The sequence below is a fragment of the Pseudomonas extremorientalis genome, from assembly GCF_001870465.1.
Taxonomy (GTDB): domain Bacteria; phylum Pseudomonadota; class Gammaproteobacteria; order Pseudomonadales; family Pseudomonadaceae; genus Aquipseudomonas; species Aquipseudomonas extremorientalis.
This window is the reverse complement of record NZ_MDGK01000011.1, coordinates 1-18,395: the sequence shown is the minus strand read 5'-3', so window position 1 is coordinate 18,395 and position 18,395 is coordinate 1. Positions and strand designations below refer to the sequence as shown.

Below are 18,395 nucleotides of genomic sequence, written 5' to 3'. Positions count from 1 at the left end.
GAGGCGTCTTAAGAACAGGGAGGCTCGACCACAGAGGCGCCACTTCCTTCCAATACAGGTGCTCACAGATGGCAATTTCCGTTCAACCCCGGCCACGCGTAACCCCGACGCCTCCCCCCCTGATGACTGATAACCCACACACCTCCACGTCCACCGCCGTGGCAAACAGTAAAAAGCCTGATCTCAAGAGCGCCCTGGCCGACAAACAGAACCTGATCACCCTGGGTATTGCACTGAATAAACTGGCCAAGCAACTTGGCGAGAACGCATCGGCTCCTGCGATATTGGCAGCGCTGAACGCAACATCAATGGTGATTCATCCCGATACGCGCTCCCCCCAGAACGCCGGCAACCGCGTCCCCCTTGAAGCATTCATCAGTAGCCTCGGCTTGCCACTGCCAGACAGTCACTTTGCGCTCACCGGTCTCGCGACCGCCGTCACCGACCGCGGCCAAGTGCATCCTTTGGGCAATATGACCGGCGCGCTGTCCTGGCTCGTCCCGCCGAGCGCAGATGACAAACGACGCATTCGCCTCATTACCATGAACCATGGCGATCCCCACGGGCAGTATCCGCTCGTGATGCAGACCAATGGCCTGTTACTGGAGTTCTTGCGCAGCCGCACAGCGCTTCCCACCGGGGCGCTGAAGGACCCGGCCACAGCACGGGACGCGCTGCTCAGTTCACCCGAAGGACAATTGCTCGGCGAAACGCTGCAGAAAACCATGCGAGGTGTCGCCACCGACAGCAGCACGATGGACTACCTGCTCGCCGCCGTGATCTTGCAACTGGACCCGGAGTCCATCACGCAAACACGCCGCAATATGGTCGCAGGCTTCGATATGATGAGTGACAAGCACTGGGGCAAGCCGATGTCCACAGTGCTCAAATCGTTCGAACAGCATCTGGTCACCGAAAAAAGGACCAGCGCGGCCATGGCAGGCGTCGCTTCGAGTGTACTGCTGCCTAGTCGCGTAGCCGCCTTTGGGATCAAGGATATTCCAGCCTCCGTTACCTACGGCAGCCCAGCGTGGGCGGAGGTGTCGATAATCGCCGCCATTATTGAAGGACTCACCCCTGGCAAAGTCGCGAACATGACCTTTGCCGAAGTCATGCTGGCGGCTTCCAGCGTCATCGCGGCGGACCCGGCCTTGACCCAGCGTGCGCAACGTGAAGCCCTGGTGGATTGGGGGGTGATCAATGGGGTACTGCCCAAGAAAGATGATCATCTCTACAGCGCTGACGAACTTGATACCCTGCTCCTTGAGTTCAACACACGCAAAGTGCTGACCAGTACCGCGAACCAAGCACTGGACGCAGACATTCCGTCGCGCAAAGAGATGGCCCTGATCGAACTGAAAAAACGTTTCCCCGGGCAAGAAGCCCTGTTCGATCAGAAGCTGATTCACATCAGCCGCAGGGAAACCACGGCGAGTGGCGACGTTGGTTATCGAACGGTCGAGGTCGGGCCTCATTCGATGCTGGACATCGCCATGATGAAGTTGCCGCAAGTCGATCTGGTGTTTACCTCGAACGACGTACGTGTTCCATTGGCCGCCTTGACCGCCACACCGCATTTCGGGGTAGCCGACGCTTTTGAACCGCTGTTCACCCACGCCATTCAAGAAAAAAAGGCTGCGATCAACACCTACATCAAACACTTGATCAGCCAGGCGCCCCTGGAGGTCCGGGAAGATCTCGAGTACGGCAAGATCAGCTTCTTCCAGGAACATTCACGCACCTTGGGGCCAGGGTTTACCGGCTCTACGCCGCGCCCGAAAAATGAAGAACTGCTGGTTCGAGTCGAGCGCAACGGGATAACCAAGGTGTACGCGATCAGCTTTAACAGGGGCACGATAGACGCAGTCGATTCATCGCGGGCAACCCCTCGCAGCCACCGCGAGGCGAACGTTGTGCACGACACAAAAGCCTTCACCCCCACCGGGGACGATGCCACGCGCCGCGCAGAGCAAAAGCGCCCGAATCAACGCCCGCCGAACAGCTTCGGCTCAGAGCGCACCGGCCTGATCGCCAACGCATTCGTGCAACATGTCGATCTGGATGACGATGCAATCAAGCAAGAGGCTCGCGGCCTTACTACTGCCGACAGCAATTACAGGCGCGGTGAAGCCGTCACCGGGTTTATCCTGGACCTGATCCCCTTTCGCTCGGCGATCAATAATTTTCGCAAAGGCGATATCGGTGCAGGCTTGTTCGACCTGGCCATTGACCTGTTCGGCATCGTGACGGCCGGTGCCGGGATCGGCGGCAAGGTGGTCAAGATCGCGGGCTCTGGCGTTTCCGCGGCCACCAAGGTGGCACGCTCAGCCAAAGTCATCGGAACGGCAACCATCAGTGCGCTCAACCCCCTGGACGGCGTGGGCGACTTGGCAGTGGGCGTCTGGAAAGGCGCAAACGCAGTGAGCACCGGCCTCAAACGCATGAGCGGCATAAAAGCGCGCCCCGACCTGATCGCGGCAAGTCGTCATTTCGACGCCGCCTCGATAGGCACATTCACACGCAAGGACGATATTCTTGAAAGCCAGGCGGTCCTCATCAACGACCAATGGTATGCCTACAACCCAACGACCCGACAACCCTATGGCTCCCCGCTGGAGAACTTTGTACCCTCCGCGCACATGGAGGCGCAAAACATGGGCAAATGGGCGACATCGGGGGATTCGGCTAAAACGATTGATGAGGACACTTTCAAGAGATGGACATCATCGGTCGTACGCCATAGAACCGGCCCGGAAGCGTCCGCCTTCGAAGCGGGGTACAACGCTGGAGATCTGCGAAGTATCAAGGGGATCTCCAAGTCCTCAAGCATTGCGGATCTGATAATACGGGGCTCGGATAAAAGCTTGACCGCAGAGCAGGTCGGTATTCTGGTCAGGCGATACGATGATCTTGCATACGAACTGGGCCGTATCGGCAGCGCCCGCTTTATCGACAATCTGGAACCGCGTTTCGGTACTGTGACACCGATACCACAAGTTCTTTATTTCTCGCTGACAAAGCAACTGTCTGACGGAGAATGCGCCGCACTCGCCCGAGTCATGGCAACGGCGGTGGAGGAAGGAAAGGAACTTGAGTTAATCCGTAACATGTATCGGGCTGCGGCTTTACCCAAGGACGCTGCGTCGATCATGTTCATGAAAAAGCTGAGGAAGCTGCAACTTCAGGTCGGCAGTAAAACAGCGTTCCATGCCAGTATGACCACTCGCCAACTGACTTATCAAAATATGGTGAAAGAGCTGAGTGACTCCACGGTTTCAAAATCAATCATGATTGACTCTCCCGGCCATGCCATGGCGGCTGGAGTCAAAGTCAACGGCGACAAGAAGGTTTTCTATTTTTATGACCCGAACTTTGGCTATGCGACCTTCTCCAGCGCAGACGCCATGCAGGGGGGCCTGACAAGGTTGTTCAATGACAGGAAACTGGTACCGCAATATAGAACCCACGGGACCGATCAAAACAGTCTGGAGTTCATCGTGTTTGATCACAATGACGACTGGCAGAAAAAAAACAGTGTTTTCCGCTCCGACATCGAAGAACTCTATAACGCGCCCATTGCAACCGGACCTTTGCCGCCTGCGTAACCCTTGGAATAACTTGGGTGGCATCGTCTTCGACGACAAGGATGGTGGCTGCACGTCAACGCAAGACATTGATAAGGATTGACTGTCGCTGAACTTCAGGAACTGGCCTTGCAACGCGGTTTGACGACTGAAGAAACCTGATGAACACCGTCGGCAGCTAGCACTCGGCGAGACGTCAGAAACTCCACCGCAGACTCATGCGGGACATTCTGTTGCAACACCGGCACAATACCGGCGTCGGTGAGGGAACTTGCCGAGATCGCCGCGACTCATTAGAGGATGGTCTTTGCACCGCTCACGGCCAATCCTTTTCACTCTCGGGAATTTTTTATGTCCGTCACCGCCTCCACCATCCTTGTCGTCGAAGACGATGCCATCGTGCGCATGCTCATCGTCGATGTCCTGGAGGAGTTGGAATTCAACGTACTGGAGGCCGGCGATGCTGAAGAAGCGCTGGCACTGGTGCGAAACACCGACCAGGTGATCGACCTGATGATGACCGACGTCGGTTTGCCGGACATGGATGGCAAGCAACTTGCCACCAAGGTGCGCGAACTGCGTGCGGACCTGCCGATCCTGTTCGCCAGCGGTTATGCGGAAAACATCGACGTGCCGACTGGCATGCACGTGATCGCCAAGCCGTTCTCGATCGATCAATTACGCGACAAAGTCAAATCGATGCTGCCCGCACGTTAATTCCGACCTGTACCCGGTGCCGCCTGTATGGGCGGCATTTTCGCGTCAGGCGCTCAGAGATTAACGTGACCTTCGGTGAATAAAATCGGAAACTCAGCGCGTTCCCGCGCTATTCAGCGCGCGCCCCTACAACACGCACTCAGGAAGGACGCAACAACATGATTGGAAAACCGACGCGCCTGCTGTTGGCGAGCCTCTCGATACTCATGAGTACCGGCGCCTGGGCCGACTTCACGGCAACCCCGGCCGAAGCCCGGGCCATTGCCAAGGAAGCCTACCTGTATGGGGTTCCGGTGGTGGACATGTACAAGACGCTCTATACCCAGGCCGTTGACAAGGGCGGTGCCAACTTCAAGGCACCGTTCAACCAGATCGGCAATACCGCGCAGGTGCTCACGCCCAAGGACACGGCCTTCGTCACGCCCAACGCCGACACGCCCTACTCGTTCGTCTGGATGGACCTGCGCCGCGAACCGCTGGTGCTGACCCTGCCCAAGATCGAAGACGACCGCTACTACTCGGTGCAGTTGATCGACCTTTATACGCAGAACTTCGCTTACCTGGGCACCCGCAGCACCGGTAACAACGGCGGCCACTACATGATCGCCGGCCCCGACTGGAAGGGTCAGCAGCCGGTGAATGTCGACCGCGTGATCTACAGCGAAAGCACTATCGCCTACGCCCTGTACCGGACGCAGTTGTTTGATGAAAAAGACCTGGGCAAGGTCAAGCAGATCCAGGCCGGCTACAAAGTGCAGCCACTGAGCAGCTACGTGAAACAACCCGCGCCAGCCAAGGCGCCCAAGGTCGAATGGCCAAAGCCCACGGCGACCATGACCGAAGGCCCGCAACTGTTTCGCTACCTGAACTTCATGCTGGCCTTCGCCGCGCCGCAGGACAGCGAAAAAGACCTGCTGGCCCGGTTTGCCAAGATCGGAATCGCCCCGGGCGCGCCGTTCAAGGTCAAAGAGTTGACCGCCGAACAGCGCAAGGCTCTGGATGAAGGCATTGCCGACGCCCATGCCGAATTTGCCGCGTTCAAGAAAGACAAAGTGGACACTCACCAGGTCTCCAGCGGTGATCTGTTCGGCAGCCGCGACCACCTGAACAACAATTACCTGTACCGCTATGCTGGCGCCAACCTGGGCATTTTCGGCAATTCCGCCGACGAAGCCGCCTACATGAGCTACTTCGTCGACAGCGAAGGCAAGCCTGCCAACGGCGCACGACACAGCTACACCGTGCACTTTGCCAAGGACCAACTGCCGCCGGCCGATGCGTTCTGGTCGCTGACCATGTACGACGCCAAGACCAAGCTTTTGGTGCCCAACCACAAGAAGCGCTACCTGATCAATTCACGGATGCTGCCCACCCTCAAGCGTGACGCCGATGGCGGCCTGACACTGGCCCTGCAGCACCACGAGCCGCCGAAAGCCGAGCAAAGCAACTGGTTGCCGGCGCCACCCGGTCCGTTCTACGCGGTATTGCGCATTTACCTGCCCAAGCCTGAGGTGGGTAACGGCCAATGGAAGCTGCCGCCGTTGACGCCGCTCAAGTAACGCCACGTACCCGGTCGCAACAAGGGTGAGGGCACCGCAGCCCTCACCTTCTCGCACGTTCTAGCGGGTAAGTTTCACGTACGACTGATGCAGGTCCGACGCCCAGCCATCAATCACGCTTTTCACGTCATCGGCCTTCATCACCTGCGAATCGTTGGACAGCGGCTTGCCTGTGCCTTTGCGCACCACCTGGGCGAGCACCTTGCCATTGGCGCCATCGAGGAACTGCGCCTCGGTGCCCAGGGTGGTTTCCTGATCACGGATCCCGGTGCCGGTGCTTACCGCCGCCACGACGAAGGCCACCGGAATATACTCATAGGGTTTGAGGCCTTCGGTCTTGCTGCTCACGGCGGTGATTGCTGCACGCACCACGATCACGCCTGGACCTGGCGCATTGGCCAGGGGCAGGGATTTTTCCAGCTCACGCTTGAGTGCCTGGTTGTAGTAGGTGTTGATGCCGTTGAGGGTGGTTAGCGGAATTTTCGCGGTGGCCTGGGGCTTAGGGTAGAACTGGGTCGGTTCGACGTACACCGCGTGATAGCGGCTCAGATCCAGCTCGGGATCGACCCAGCGCATCACCTCGGCCCCCGATGGAGACTTGGCTTCCTTGAGCCGGCTGTAGTCCGAGAGAAAGCCGGAATACTCATCCGGCGCGGTGATCTTGCTGGCACACCCCGCCAGCCCGAGCGAAGCGATGCACAACGTGCAGAGCAAATGCCTAAGTGTCATGTTTGAACTCCCTGGCGGTCGACGTTGGAACACTGAGCTGTAGGTATAGCCAATCCTGGCAAAATAACCCTGTTCCCATCATTCGACGTTTCAGCTGCGTTCGCGGGGGATCAGGCTTTGCAACTGCGAGGCCAGGAAGTTGGCGTCGAAACCAAAGGTGTCCGGATCTTTGAGGCCATTGGTTTTCTTCCACAACCAGTCGTTCTTATCCGCGGGCAATACCAGCGACACACTGCCGTGGCGCGCCGCGGTCAGGCCCATGACCGACACGGAGATCAAGCCGCCCGCGCCCATTACATCCGGCACGAACTCCACCGGTTTGCCGGTGATCTGCACGGTCAGTTTCTCGGTCTTGAATGTCGAGGTCTCCATTGGCACGCTCGGGCCGCTGGCTACATAAGCTTCACGGTGGACTTCAAGCAACCCCACCGTCTTCACCGGCTCAAGCCACTGCTCGATCTGCCCGAACAGCTCATCGAGCTTCTGCGCCCAACGGGCCGACTGCACGTCGAACTGTTGCTTCTTGTGCGCTTCGCTGTCGGCGTAATGACGAAGCATCTCGCCCAGTTGCTGTACATCGTCCATTGCGGCGTTCCTTGGGTGAGCCTGGTTGCGAAGCCTGATCATGGCAGATGCAGCCATTCGACGTACGGCTAAAAACTGATCCGCAACAATGAGGTTTTTCTGAGCCTGTTTTGTTTTACCCATGCTTCCTACAGTGCCGCCACTTGGAACCGTGGGAGGACTGAGCATGAGCAGCGCAACAATCGGGCAGGCCTATAACTATAAAGTCGTCCGTCAATTCGTTATCGCCACTATTGCCTGGGGCGTGGTGGGCATGGCCATGGGCGTGTGGATCGCCTCGCAACTGGTCTGGCCGCAGATGAACCTGGATTTGCCATGGACCACCTTTGGCCGCCTACGCCCCCTGCACACCAGCCTGGTGATTTTCGGTTTTGCCGGCAGCGCGCAGTTCGCCGCCAGCTATTACGCGGTACAGCGTACCTGCCAGGTACGGCTGTTTTCCGACCGCCTGGCGGCGTTTACCTTTTGGGGTTGGCAGTCGGTGATCGTGATCATGCTGGTCAGCCTGCCGCTGGGTTACACCACCACCAAGGAATACGCCGAGATCGAATTCTCCGGCGCGGTGTGGATGGCGGTGGTCTGGGTGGCGTATGCCATAGTGTTTTTCACCACTGTGGTGCGACGCCAAACCCGGCACATCTACGTGGGCAACTGGTTCTTCGGCGCGTTCATACTGGTGATCGCCATGCTGCATGTGGTCAACCACCTGGCGATCCCGGTGGATTGGTTCAAGTCCTATCCGGTGTATTCCGGGGCGACCGATGCCATGGTGCAATGGTGGTACGGGCATAACGCCGTAGGGTTTTTCCTGACCACAGGTTTCCTGGGGATGATGTATTACTTCGTGCCGAAACAAGTCGGGCGCCCGGTGTACTCTTATCGCTTATCCATCGTGCACTTCTGGGCGTTGATCACCCTGTATATCTGGGCCGGTCCGCACCATTTGCACTACACCGCCCTGCCCGACTGGGCGCAGTCGCTGGGCATGGCCATGTCGCTGATCCTGCTGGCGCCTAGCTGGGGCGGCATGATCAACGGCATGATGACCTTGTCCGGTGCCTGGCATCAGTTGCGCACCGACCCGATCCTGCGCTTTCTGGTGCTGTCCCTGGCGTTCTACGGTATGTCGACATTCGAAGGCCCGATGATGGCGATCAAGACCGTCAACGCCCTCTCCCACTACACCGATTGGACCATCGGCCACGTACACGCCGGAGCCCTGGGCTGGGTGGCGATGATCACTTTCGGTTCGCTGTACCACATGATTCCCAAGGTGTTCGGCCGCGAGCAGATGCACAGCGTGGGGCTGATCAACCTGCACTTCTGGCTGGCCACCATCGGCACCGTGCTCTACATCGCGTCCATGTGGGTCAACGGCATCACCCAGGGCTTGATGTGGCGGGCGGTCAACGATGATGGCACCCTGACCTATTCGTTTGTCGAAGCCTTGCAGGCCAGCCACCCGGGGTTTGTGGTGCGGTTTGCCGGTGGTGTGTTCTTTCTGACCGGCATGCTGCTGATGGCCTACAACACCTGGCGCACGGTGCGCATCGCGGATCTGCAAATAGCGCAACTTGATGCGCGGATCGCCTGAAATGTGGGGCCTGTTGATGGTGGTATGCCTGTATGGCGCGGTGGAGTATTGCTTGCGCGGTCAATCGGACAAGAGCCTGGACGACGCCAGCCTGATGCCCTTTGCCGATGACCCGCAAGTGGCGCGGCGTGTGGAGTTGGCGACCGGCAAGCGGGTGCACGCAGTGGCACTGGATGAGGCCAAGCCCGGCTGGACCAGCCTGGACATGTGAAACTGCACCGGTCATTTCGCGGGCAACTGCGTATGACTAATCAATGGCCGATGGGTAAGGTGAAGCGACTTTCCTTGTCAGGAGCATCGCATGCGCACCATCGGCCTTATCGGCGGCATGAGCTGGGAGTCCAGCGCCGAGTACTACCGCATCATCAACCAGCGCGTGCGCGACCAGCTCGGCCCGCTGCGCTCGGCACAACTGTTGATGTACAGCGTGGACTTCGGCCCGGTGGAGCAGGCGCAACATACCGGGCGCTGGGATGACACCGCGCTGATCCTCGAAGACGCCGCGCGCCGTCTGCAAGCCGGCGGCGCCGACTGTGTGGTGCTGTGTACCAACACCATGCATTTGGTGGCGCCACGTATCGAGGCGGCGGTGTCGATCCCCTTCCTGCACATCGCCGATGCGGCGGGTGCGGCTGCCGTGAAGGCCGGTACGCTGACGGTCGGCCTGCTCGGCACTGCGTTTACCATGGAACAGGATTTCCTCAAGTCGCGCCTGGCCGCCCAGGGCCTGACCGTGCTGGTGCCCGAGGCCAACGAGCGTCAGGCCGTGCACCGGATCATCTATGAAGAATTGTGCGTCGGCGTGATCAGCGAAGCGTCACGCAAGGTCTACCAAGGCGTCATCGAGTCCCTGGCCGCACGTGGCGCCCAGGCGATTATCCTCGGTTGCACGGAAATCGGTTTGCTGATCAAGCCTGAACACAGCGACCTGCCATTACTGGACACCACCGAGCTGCATGCGCAGGCTGCGGTGGCGTTTGCCCTGGACTAGGCCGACTTGCGCAGACGCGCCATGCTCACCGTGTCGACAAACTGGCCGTCACGCAGGGCGTAATCACGCAATACGCCTTCGACCGCAAAGCCGAACTTGCGGTACAGCCGCTGCGCCGCTTCGTTGTCGGCGTACACCGTGAGTTCCACGCGGTGCAGGTTCATCCAGTTGTCGGCCACGTCCAACGCGGCCGTCAGCAGCCGCGAACCGACGCCCTTGCCCTGCCACGCCGTTGCCACGCCCATGCCGAACGTACCGACATGGGCCTGGCGCACGCGCAGGTACTGTTCCAGGCCCAGCTGGCCGACCACCTCACCGCCATGCAACGCCACCAGTTGCAGCCGCCGCTCGTTGTCCATCACCAGGCGTTTGCGCCACATCTCGACCGACTGGAAAGGCATTTGCAGCACCTGACGGCACACGGCCGGTTCGTTGTAGAGCGCAGCGACGCCTTCAAGGTGGGCCTCGGTGAAGCGCTGGATCACGATAGGGGGTTCAGGCGTGTGCATGGTGTTTCATCCTTTGAAAGACACGTGGCCGGCCAGTGTAGGGGCGACATTGAGCCGATGGCTAGGGGGCTGGCACGGTTGACCACAGCGACGGCCAGTCACCGTAACCGACCCCGGTGCAACGCGGCATCCGGTGGAACTCGCTGAGCTGGAAGCGCTTGCCGTCGAACACCCAGGAGGCCCCGCCGCCGCAATCACCGATGCCACGCTGCTTGTAGAAGTAACTCAGTGTGCCGGAAGCCTCGTCATAGCCGACCGAGCCTTGCAGCGCGGCGTCTTCCAGAGGCAGCGGCTGCAGGTCCATCAGCGTCTCGGTGTAGGGCGCCTGCCGCTCACGGCTGCTGACATTGAACTCGCAGTTGTAGGCCGCACAGTCATAACGTGTCACGGTCATTGCCTGGCGTGCCGTCAGGGCACCGGCTTTTGCCTCGGGCTCACCCTCTTCCGGCGTGACGGCCTGCAATGCAGCCGCCACCAACCCGGCCTGCTCCTGCGCGGTCAACGGCGGCGCTGGCGTAAACTTGCGCAATATCGGCGTTGGCGCCCGTGGTGGCACGTCGCTGGCCGCGCCCTTGCCAGGTCGAGCCAGGGCCGTCACGTTGTCCACGCGTCCCTGTACTGCATCCATCAACAGCAGCGAAGCACTCAACCCGCTCAGCGATACGTGCGCGGCGCCCTCGCCTGGCAACTGCAGGCGCTGGCCATTGCGCAGGCGCTGCAACCAGCGCCGCGTCGCTGCGTCATCAATCACCCCGTACGACTGCACCTCGGGATCACCGCCCTGGTCATCCAGCTCAACGTGCAATTCCCGCGTCAGTTCCTGGCCCAGGGGCTGGCCGTCCAGCAGCAAGGTGGAAAGGTCTACGTCTTGACCGCGATGATCAAAGCGCAGACGCGGATACCCTTGCGGACCGGCCTGATGCCAGATGTGCAAGGTCAGCGAGCTGTAGTCCTCCTCATCCACGCCGCTGGGCGCGCTGAGGGCGTGACAATTGCGCAGGTTGTCGCAACCGACCACCCACTGCTTGATCTCGCGCAGCAGCGGTACGGTTTCGGAGGATGGTTGGGCGAAGACCGGGACAGTGGCGCCGGTGAGCAACAGGGCCAGGAATGCGGGACGCAGCATGGGGACTCTCCGTGTCGAAAAGGCGCGGATTGTCCCATGTTCGGGCTCGTCCGTCAGTGCTTGCCTGCGGTGCGCCACAGCCGCGCAACATCGGCTGCCCGTTCACTGAGCAGGCGCGGCGCCTCAGCGCAGGCCTGTTCCAAAGTCATGGGTCCTGAGGGCAAGGCAAATGCCGCATCCACGCCATGGGCATACATCTGCTCGTAGCCATCGCCCAAGGTGCCGGCGATCACGATAACGGGCACCTTGTGTTGCCGGGCGATGCGCGCCACACCGAACGGGGTTTTGCCGCGCAGGGTCTGGGCGTCGAAACGGCCTTCGCCGGTGATCACCAGGTCGGCGCCGCGTACGGCGGCGTCCAGGCCGACCAGTTCGGCCACTACCTCTACGCCAGCGCGGAACTGCGCGCCGAAAAAGGCCTTGGCCGCAAAGCCCAAGCCACCTGCGGCGCCGCTGCCAGGTTCATCGCGTACATCCTTGGATAGCATGTTGGCGCAGTGATCGGCGAAGCGGCCAAGGGCGGCGTCGAGTTGTTGGACTTGCTCGGGATTCGCGCCTTTTTGCGGGCCGAAAATCGCCGAGGCGCCGTGGGGGCCGCACAGCGGATTGTTCACGTCTGCGGCGATTTCAAAGCGTACCTGCGCCAGGCGTGGGTCGAGGTGTTCCAGGCTGATCCGCGCCAGGCGCGCCAGGGCCAGGCCACCGGGTGCCAGCGGTTGGTCTTCGGCGTCGAACAGCTGCACACCGAGCGCCTGCATCGCGCCGGCACCGCCATCGTTGGTGGCACTGCCGCCAATCGCCAGGATGATGCGCTCAGCGCCGGCATCCAGTGCCGCACGGATCAGTTCGCCAGTGCCATGGGTGGTGGTTGTGCATGCGTCGCGCTGGCCCGGCGGCACCAACTGCAGGCCGCTAGCCTCGGCCATTTCGATGATCGCCGTGTGGCTGTCGGCCAACCAGCCCCAGTGTGCTTCAACCGCGGTGCCAAGCGGGCCACGCACGACGTGGTGGCGCAATTGGCCTTTGCACGCCGCGAGCACCGCATCCACTGTGCCTTCACCACCGTCCGCCATGGGGCATTGGACCAACTCGGCATCGGGCCACACCTGTGCCAATCCTTCGGCAATCGCCTGGGCGACGCCTTCGGCACTCAGGCTGTCCTTGAACGAGTCGGGGGCGATGATGATCTTCATGGGCTTTCTCCGGTTTTTATGACGCCCATGCTGCCAGTTGCTACCGCCGCTGACGCCGGTCCAATGCACAAGTGTGGCGGTGCTTTGTTGTTCATTCCGACAAAGCCTGGGGCAACAGCTGTACGCCCAGGTAGAGGGCGAGCATGCCGTCCAGGGTCAACGGGTCGACGCCACTGAGTTCGGCAATCCGCTCCATGCGGTAACGCAGGCTGTTGCGGTGAATGCCCAGGGCCTCGGCGCAGGCCTGGCTTTGCCCGTCGTGTTCACACCAACTGCGCAGTGTGGCCAGCAGCTGGCCGTTGCCGTCCTTGGCCAGTACTTTGCGCAGCGGGTTGAGCAGTTCGTCGAGGGCGTCGTCGTTGCGATGGCGCCAGAGCATTACCGGCAGGCGATAGCGGTTGAGCGTCAGCAAGCGTGACTGCGGCAACACATCGCGACCGTAGGCCAGTAAATCACCGACGCGCCGATAGCAGCGACGCAGCCCCGCCAGCCCATCCGCTTGCCCGCCCACGGCAACACGCAGGACATGCCAGCCGAGGCCGTCGAGTTTTTCCAGCAGGCGCGGGTTGTCGACCGGAACCGCCGCCGGCCGGCACCACAACAATGAATACTGCGCCGAGCTGACACACCAACTGTCCGGATAACGCGAGGTCAGCCAGCTACCCAACGCCTCTGCCGATTGCCCCGCACCGAGTTCGAACAGATACGGGGTGCGCGCCATCTGCGGCTTGAGCCCCAGTTGCTGGGCTTCGTCCACCAGGCGTGGCGAGTCGCCGGTTTCCGCCAGCAGCAGGGCCAGCAGATCATCGCAACGCTGGCGCCGCCATTGTTGCTCGGCCTGCTGGTGGCGATGGCTCACCAGCATTTCGGCGGTCATGCGCACCAGTTCGGCGTAGGTGCGCAGGCCTTCCGGCTCGCCGGTGATGCCCAGCACGCCGATCAGGCGCCCGTCGTGCAGCAGCGGCAGGTTGATACCGGGCTGTACGCCCTTGAGGTGCTTGGCGGTCTGGCCGTCGATTTCCACCACCCGGCCATTGGCGAGCACCAGTTGCGCGCCCTCATGGCGGGTATTGATACGCTCGGGTTCGCCGCTGCCGAGAATCAGGCCCTGGCTGTCCATGACATTGACGTTGTAGGGCAGGATCGCCATGGTCCGATCGACGATATCCTGCGCCAGGTCATGATCCAGCTCGAACATGCGGCTAAATTCCTTGAAAGGGTGATTGTTCATCGGCACAGCGCAAAGCAGGGTTCGCTGTGCGCAAGCACAAAGACAGCGGCCTGCCAGAGGGCCGAGACTCTTCAGGCGATCAACGTTACCCTCGCATCGCGAAAAATCATAATAAAGAGAGACTCCCATGTCACAGAGCGCCGCAGCCACACTGGCCACCGATGACGATAAAAACGCCATCTACAAGCGCATTACCCTGCGCCTGATCCCCTTCATTTTCATCTGCTATCTGTTCAACTACCTGGACCGGGTAAACGTCGGCTTTGCCAAGTTGCAGATGCTCGACGCGTTGAAATTCAGCGAAACCGTGTACGGCCTCGGGGCCGGGATCTTCTTTATCGGCTACGTGCTGTGCGGCGTGCCGAGCAACCTGGCATTGACCAAATTCGGTCCACGCCGCTGGATTGCGTTGATGATGATCGTCTGGGGCACGCTGTCCACCTGCCTGCTGTTCGTCACCACACCGACGCACTTCTACACCCTGCGCCTGTTCACCGGTGCCGCTGAAGCGGGCTTCTTCCCCGGTGTGGTGCTGTACCTCTCGCAGTGGTTCCCGACGTTCCGCCGTGGGCGGATCATGGCGTTGTTCATGTCGGCCATTCCGGTGTCCGGTTTGCTCGGCAGCCCGTTCTCCGGCTGGATCCTCAACCACTTCGCTGCCGGCCAGGGTGGCTTGGCGGGCTGGCAGTGGATGTTCCTGCTGCAAGGTATCCCGACCGTGATCCTGGGCGCCCTTGCCTACTTCCTGCTCAGCGACAGTTTCGCCAACGCCAAGTGGCTCAAGCCCCACGAACGCGCGGTGCTGGAAGCCGACCAAGCGACTGACCTGGCCAATAAGCCGAAAACCACCACCGATTCGCTGGCCGAAGTGTTCAAGAACCCGGCGATCTGGGCGTTCGGCCTGATCTACTTCTGCATCCAGAGCGGCGTGTACGCCATCAACTTCTGGCTGCCGTCGATCATCAAGAACCTGGGGTTCAGCGATAACCTGGTGATCGGCTGGCTCAGTGCTATCCCCTACCTGCTGGCGGCGTTATTCATGCTGCTGGTGGGCCGTTCCGCCGACTTGCGCAAGGAGCGTCGCTGGCACTTGGTGGTGCCGATGTTGATGGGCGCAATCGGCCTGGTAATCGCGGTGAACTTCGCCACCACGCCGGCGATTGCGATCCTCGGCCTGACCATCGCCACCATGGGTGCGTTGACCGGCCTGCCGATGTTCTGGCCGGTGCCCACCGCCATGCTCAGTGCGGGCGCGGCGGCAGGCGGCCTGGCGTTGATCAATTCCATGGGCCAGATGGCCGGCTTCCTCAGCCCGTATATTGTGGGTTTTGTGAAGGATGCCACCGGGTCCACGGATGTGGCGCTGTACCTGCTGGCGGCGGTGATTGTCGCCGGCAGCGTGTTGGCGTTGCGGATGACGCGTACCCTTAAGGGCTAAGCGGCCTGCGTCAATAAGTGATTTTCGAATCGGGTGCTACGGGTTTCCCCTCCAGCACTCGCTTCTGGTCATCCGTCAGTGGTCTTTGTTCGGTGGGTTGCCGGCCTTGAATCGTGCCGATAATCGACTCGATGAGGGCGTTGGCCCCTAGGAACGGTGTAGGGTGATTCACTGTTGACATGGGCTCTCTCCAGAAAATGAACGTGAAGGGCTGCTCGGCTCGAGCAGCCCTCATGGGCTATGTGGTCTGCCGGACAATTTCGTTCAATCACCTTTCTCAACAAGCTACAGCGTACCGCCGCCGTCGATATCGATCACAGCACCGGTCATAAACCCATTCTCCATCGCCAACACATAGACCTGTGCTACTTCTTCAGCCTGTCCCACTCGCCCTACCGGCACCCCCTCTCCCACCTTGGCGAACATCGCCAGACGTTGTTCTTCAGACAACCCCGCATACGCTGGCGTATCAATCACGCCCGGGCTGATCACATTGACCCGACGCGGGGCCAGTTCTTTGGCCAACTGTTTGCCCAGAGCTTCGGTCGCCGCGTTGATCCCAGTCTTGATGAACTGGCCCGGCGCCAATTTACGTCCCAGTTGCCCAGAGGTCAGGCTGATGCTGCCGTGCTTATCCAGGAATGGCAGCGCCAGTTGGATCGCCCGTAACGAGCCCCAGAGTTTCACGTTGAAGTTGTCCTGAGCCTCGGTCAGATCGGTTTCGATCAAGGTCTTGGCACGCACGGTTGGCCCTGAGGTGTAGACCAGGTGGTCGAACCGCCCCACGCGTTCGAACAATTGTTGCAAAGACCCTGCATCGGTGACGTTCACCGGTTCGCTGCGCAGGCCGTTTACCACGCCGCTGGTCAAGCGCCGCCCGGCCAGCACCACCTGCGCCCCGCGCGCAGCAGCGGCCTTGGCCACGGCCGCGCCGATTCCGCTGCTGCCGCCAATCACGATGACGGTTTTGCCGTTGAGGGAAGAAGTCATGGGGAAATTCCTGATTGATTAAGTGAGGGTTCATCTTCCCAGCTTGGCAATCGACGAAAAATCCCGGTAAAACGACAAGATCTTTAAAGGATTTTTACAAATGAGCTCGACCCTCGACCTTGAAGTCTTCGTGCGCACCGCCGACACCGGCAGCCTGTCTGCCGCCGCCCGCGGCCTCGGCTTGACCCCGGCTGCCGCGAGTATCGCCCTCAAGCGCCTGGAAACCCGCCTGGGCATTCGCCTGCTGGCGCGCTCGACCCGCAGCATGCGCTTGACCGAAGAAGGTCGGCGCTACCTGGAGAGCGTGCGCGTCGCACTGGAGGCGCTGTCCGAGGGCGAGCAGGCGATCAAGCAGCAGGGCCAGAGCCTCAGTGGCCTGCTGCAACTGGCGGCGCCCTCGGACTTCGGGCGCAATGTACTGCTGGGCTGGCTGGATGCGTTCAAGCTCGAACACCCGAATATCCGCCTGCAATTGCTGCTCAACGACAGCAATGCCGACCTGTTCCGCGACACCGTGGACATTGCCCTGCGCTTTGGTGTCCCCCGGGACTCCAGCCTGGTAGCGCTGCCGGTGGTGCCCGACCACCACCGCATCCCCTGTGCCAGCCCGGATTACCTGGCGCGCCACGGCACGCCACGGGCTCCAGCCGACCTGGCACAACACAACGCGCTGCGCTACATGCGTCGGGGCCGTGCCAACAACACCTGGTATTTCCGTCAGGGCGCGGTGTTGCAGGAGGTCGAAGTGTCGGGGGACTACTTGAGCGATGACGGCGAAATCGTGCGGCGCTGGGCATTGGCCGGTCACGGCATCGCCTACAAGGCCAACCTGGATATTGCCCAGGACATCAAGGCCGGTCGGCTGGTGCCGTTGCTGCCTGACTGGCAAGGCGAACCGACGCCCTTCAACCTGATGTGCCCGCACCGGCTGCAGGTGTCGGAACGGGTGAAGGTGCTGCACCGTTTCCTGCAGCAGCGTTGTCAGGTGCTGCTGAGTCCATGAAGAAACGCGTGCAGGGCTTGTCCCAGAGCGGCCGAGTCTGGTATTGCATGGGACACGTTTCCCTGCCTTGAGGAGTTTTCCATGATTTACCGCACACTGGGCCAGTCCGGGTTGAAGGTCAGCGCCTTGACCCTGGGCACCATGATGTTTGGCGAACAGACCAACACCGAGGACTCGCTGCGCATCATCGACAAGGCCTGGGACCAGGGCATCAATTTTATCGACACGGCGGACGTCTACACCGGCGGACGTTCCGAGGAAATCGTCGGCGAAGCCATCGTGCGCAATCGCCAGGATTGGGTGGTGGCGTCCAAGGTTGGCATCGGCCCGGTGGACGGTTTGCCCAACCGCAGCGGCTTGAGCCGCAAACGTATTTTCAACGCACTGGAAGCCAGCCTGACCCGGCTCGATACCGATTACCTGGACATCTACTACCTGCACCGCGAAGACCACAACACCCCGCTGGAAGTGACGGTATCGGCGATCGGCGACCTGATCCGCCAGGGCAAGATCCGCTACTGGGGCTTGTCGAACTATCGCGGCTGGCGCATTGCCGAGGTGATTCGCGTGGCCGAACGCCTGGGTGTGGACAAGCCGATCATCAGCCAGCCGCTGTACAACATCGTCAACCGTCAGGCCGAAGTCGAGCAGCTCACTGCCGCAGCCGCCTACGGCCTGGGCGTGGTGCCTTACAGCCCATTGGCCCGTGGCGTGCTCAGTGGCAAATACGCGCCGGACGTCACCCCCGAGGCCGGCAGCCGTGCGGCACGCCAGGACAAGCGCATCCTGGAAACCGAATGGCGCGTGGAATCGCTGCGCATCGCCCAGCAGATCCAGCAGTACACCCAAGGGCGTGGTGTGGGGATCGTGGAGTTTGCGATTGCCTGGGTATTGAACAATTCGGCGGTGAGCTCGGCGATTGTCGGGCCGCGCACCGAAGCGCAATGGGATGCCTACCTCGGGGCGTTGGACGTGGACATCACGGCGGAGGATGAAGCGTTCATCGATTCGCTGGTGACGCCGGGGCATTCGTCGACGCCAGGGTTCAATGACGTCGGGCACTTCGTGTCGGGGCGCGTGGCGCGCTTAAGCCGGTAACCCTGTTATTGAGCAGAACACAGTGTTGTGGCGAGCGGGCTTGCCCCG

At 60.9% G+C, this 18,395-nt stretch carries 16 protein-coding genes; 9 read left to right on the top strand and 7 right to left on the bottom strand.

Features of this window, described 5'->3' with window-relative positions:
• Window positions 1–68 precede the first annotated feature (68 nt).
• The 3 genes from BFN10_RS02380 to BFN10_RS02370 all read left to right on the top strand — a co-directional run bounded on the left by BFN10_RS02380 (window position 69) and on the right by BFN10_RS02370 (window position 5,860).
• Window positions 69–3,605 carry a YopT-type cysteine protease domain-containing protein gene (locus BFN10_RS02380; RefSeq protein ID WP_130898150.1) on the top strand — a complete coding sequence of 1,179 codons (3,537 nt, stop codon included), beginning with the start codon at window positions 69–71 and terminating at the stop codon, window positions 3,603–3,605.
• 330 nt (window positions 3,606–3,935) lie between these two features.
• Complete coding sequence (locus BFN10_RS02375) at window positions 3,936–4,301, top strand: response regulator (protein WP_071488284.1); 366 nt, start codon at window positions 3,936–3,938, stop codon at window positions 4,299–4,301.
• Window positions 4,302–4,459: 158 nt separating this feature from the next.
• Window positions 4,460–5,860, top strand: a complete 1,401-nt coding sequence (locus tag BFN10_RS02370) for a DUF1254 domain-containing protein (RefSeq protein WP_071488283.1) — start codon at window positions 4,460–4,462, stop codon at window positions 5,858–5,860.
• Window positions 5,861–5,920: 60 nt separating this feature from the next.
• On the opposite strand, the gene BFN10_RS02365 is transcribed toward BFN10_RS02370, so the two are convergent.
• On the bottom strand, window positions 5,921–6,589 hold the full coding sequence (locus tag BFN10_RS02365) for a DUF3313 domain-containing protein (RefSeq protein ID WP_071488282.1): 669 nt from the start codon (window positions 6,587–6,589) through the stop codon (window positions 5,921–5,923).
• 90 nt (window positions 6,590–6,679) lie between these two features.
• Entirely contained in the window at window positions 6,680–7,174 is a 495-nt protein-coding gene (locus tag BFN10_RS02360) for a hypothetical protein (protein WP_071488281.1), read from the bottom strand.
• 166 nt (window positions 7,175–7,340) lie between these two features.
• Between BFN10_RS02360 and ccoN the strand changes: the two genes are divergently transcribed.
• From ccoN to BFN10_RS02345, 3 genes are all read left to right on the top strand, one after another.
• Window positions 7,341–8,768: a cytochrome-c oxidase, cbb3-type subunit I gene (gene ccoN / locus BFN10_RS02355; protein WP_071488280.1), complete on the top strand. Its 1,428-nt coding sequence runs from the start codon at window positions 7,341–7,343 to the stop codon at window positions 8,766–8,768.
• A 1-nt stretch (window position 8,769) separates the two neighbouring features.
• The gene (locus BFN10_RS02350) at window positions 8,770–8,979 is read left to right on the top strand and encodes a cbb3-type cytochrome c oxidase subunit 3 (protein ID WP_071488279.1); all 210 of its coding nucleotides are present in this window, start codon (window positions 8,770–8,772) and stop codon (window positions 8,977–8,979) included.
• 90 nt (window positions 8,980–9,069) lie between these two features.
• Window positions 9,070–9,759 carry an aspartate/glutamate racemase family protein gene (locus BFN10_RS02345; protein ID WP_071488278.1) on the top strand — a complete coding sequence of 230 codons (690 nt, stop codon included), beginning with the start codon at window positions 9,070–9,072 and terminating at the stop codon, window positions 9,757–9,759.
• Here BFN10_RS02345 and BFN10_RS02340 read toward each other — a convergent pair.
• From BFN10_RS02340 to BFN10_RS02325, 4 genes are all read right to left on the bottom strand, one after another.
• Window positions 9,756–10,268 carry a GNAT family N-acetyltransferase gene (locus BFN10_RS02340; protein WP_071488277.1) on the bottom strand — a complete coding sequence of 171 codons (513 nt, stop codon included), beginning with the start codon at window positions 10,266–10,268 and terminating at the stop codon, window positions 9,756–9,758. The genes BFN10_RS02345 and BFN10_RS02340 overlap by 4 nt on opposite strands.
• A gap of 61 nt (window positions 10,269–10,329) precedes the next feature.
• The gene (locus tag BFN10_RS02335) at window positions 10,330–11,394 is read right to left on the bottom strand and encodes a DUF1176 domain-containing protein (protein ID WP_071488276.1); all 1,065 of its coding nucleotides are present in this window, start codon (window positions 11,392–11,394) and stop codon (window positions 10,330–10,332) included.
• Between the two features lie 53 nt (window positions 11,395–11,447).
• Window positions 11,448–12,587, bottom strand: coding sequence for a glycerate kinase (locus tag BFN10_RS02330; protein ID WP_071488275.1), 1,140 nt, complete (start codon window positions 12,585–12,587; stop codon window positions 11,448–11,450).
• Between the two features lie 91 nt (window positions 12,588–12,678).
• A complete protein-coding gene (locus tag BFN10_RS02325; RefSeq protein ID WP_071488274.1) occupies window positions 12,679–13,785 on the bottom strand; it encodes a sugar diacid recognition domain-containing protein in 1,107 nt (368 codons plus the stop codon).
• A 160-nt stretch (window positions 13,786–13,945) separates the two neighbouring features.
• Between BFN10_RS02325 and BFN10_RS02320 the strand changes: the two genes are divergently transcribed.
• Window positions 13,946–15,256: an MFS transporter gene (locus tag BFN10_RS02320; RefSeq protein WP_071488273.1), complete on the top strand. Its 1,311-nt coding sequence runs from the start codon at window positions 13,946–13,948 to the stop codon at window positions 15,254–15,256.
• Between the two features lie 285 nt (window positions 15,257–15,541).
• Here the strand turns inward: BFN10_RS02320 and BFN10_RS02310 are convergent, their stop codons facing one another.
• The gene (locus BFN10_RS02310; RefSeq protein ID WP_071488271.1) at window positions 15,542–16,246 is read right to left on the bottom strand and encodes an SDR family oxidoreductase; all 705 of its coding nucleotides are present in this window, start codon (window positions 16,244–16,246) and stop codon (window positions 15,542–15,544) included.
• Between the two features lie 100 nt (window positions 16,247–16,346).
• Here BFN10_RS02310 and BFN10_RS02305 point away from each other — a divergent pair, with 100 nt between their 5' ends.
• Both BFN10_RS02305 and BFN10_RS02300 read left to right on the top strand, forming a co-directional pair.
• Window positions 16,347–17,249, top strand: coding sequence for a LysR family transcriptional regulator (locus tag BFN10_RS02305; protein WP_071488270.1), 903 nt, complete (start codon window positions 16,347–16,349; stop codon window positions 17,247–17,249).
• A gap of 81 nt (window positions 17,250–17,330) precedes the next feature.
• Window positions 17,331–18,347, top strand: coding sequence for an aldo/keto reductase (locus BFN10_RS02300; RefSeq protein ID WP_071488269.1), 1,017 nt, complete (start codon window positions 17,331–17,333; stop codon window positions 18,345–18,347).
• Window positions 18,348–18,395 lie beyond the last annotated feature (48 nt).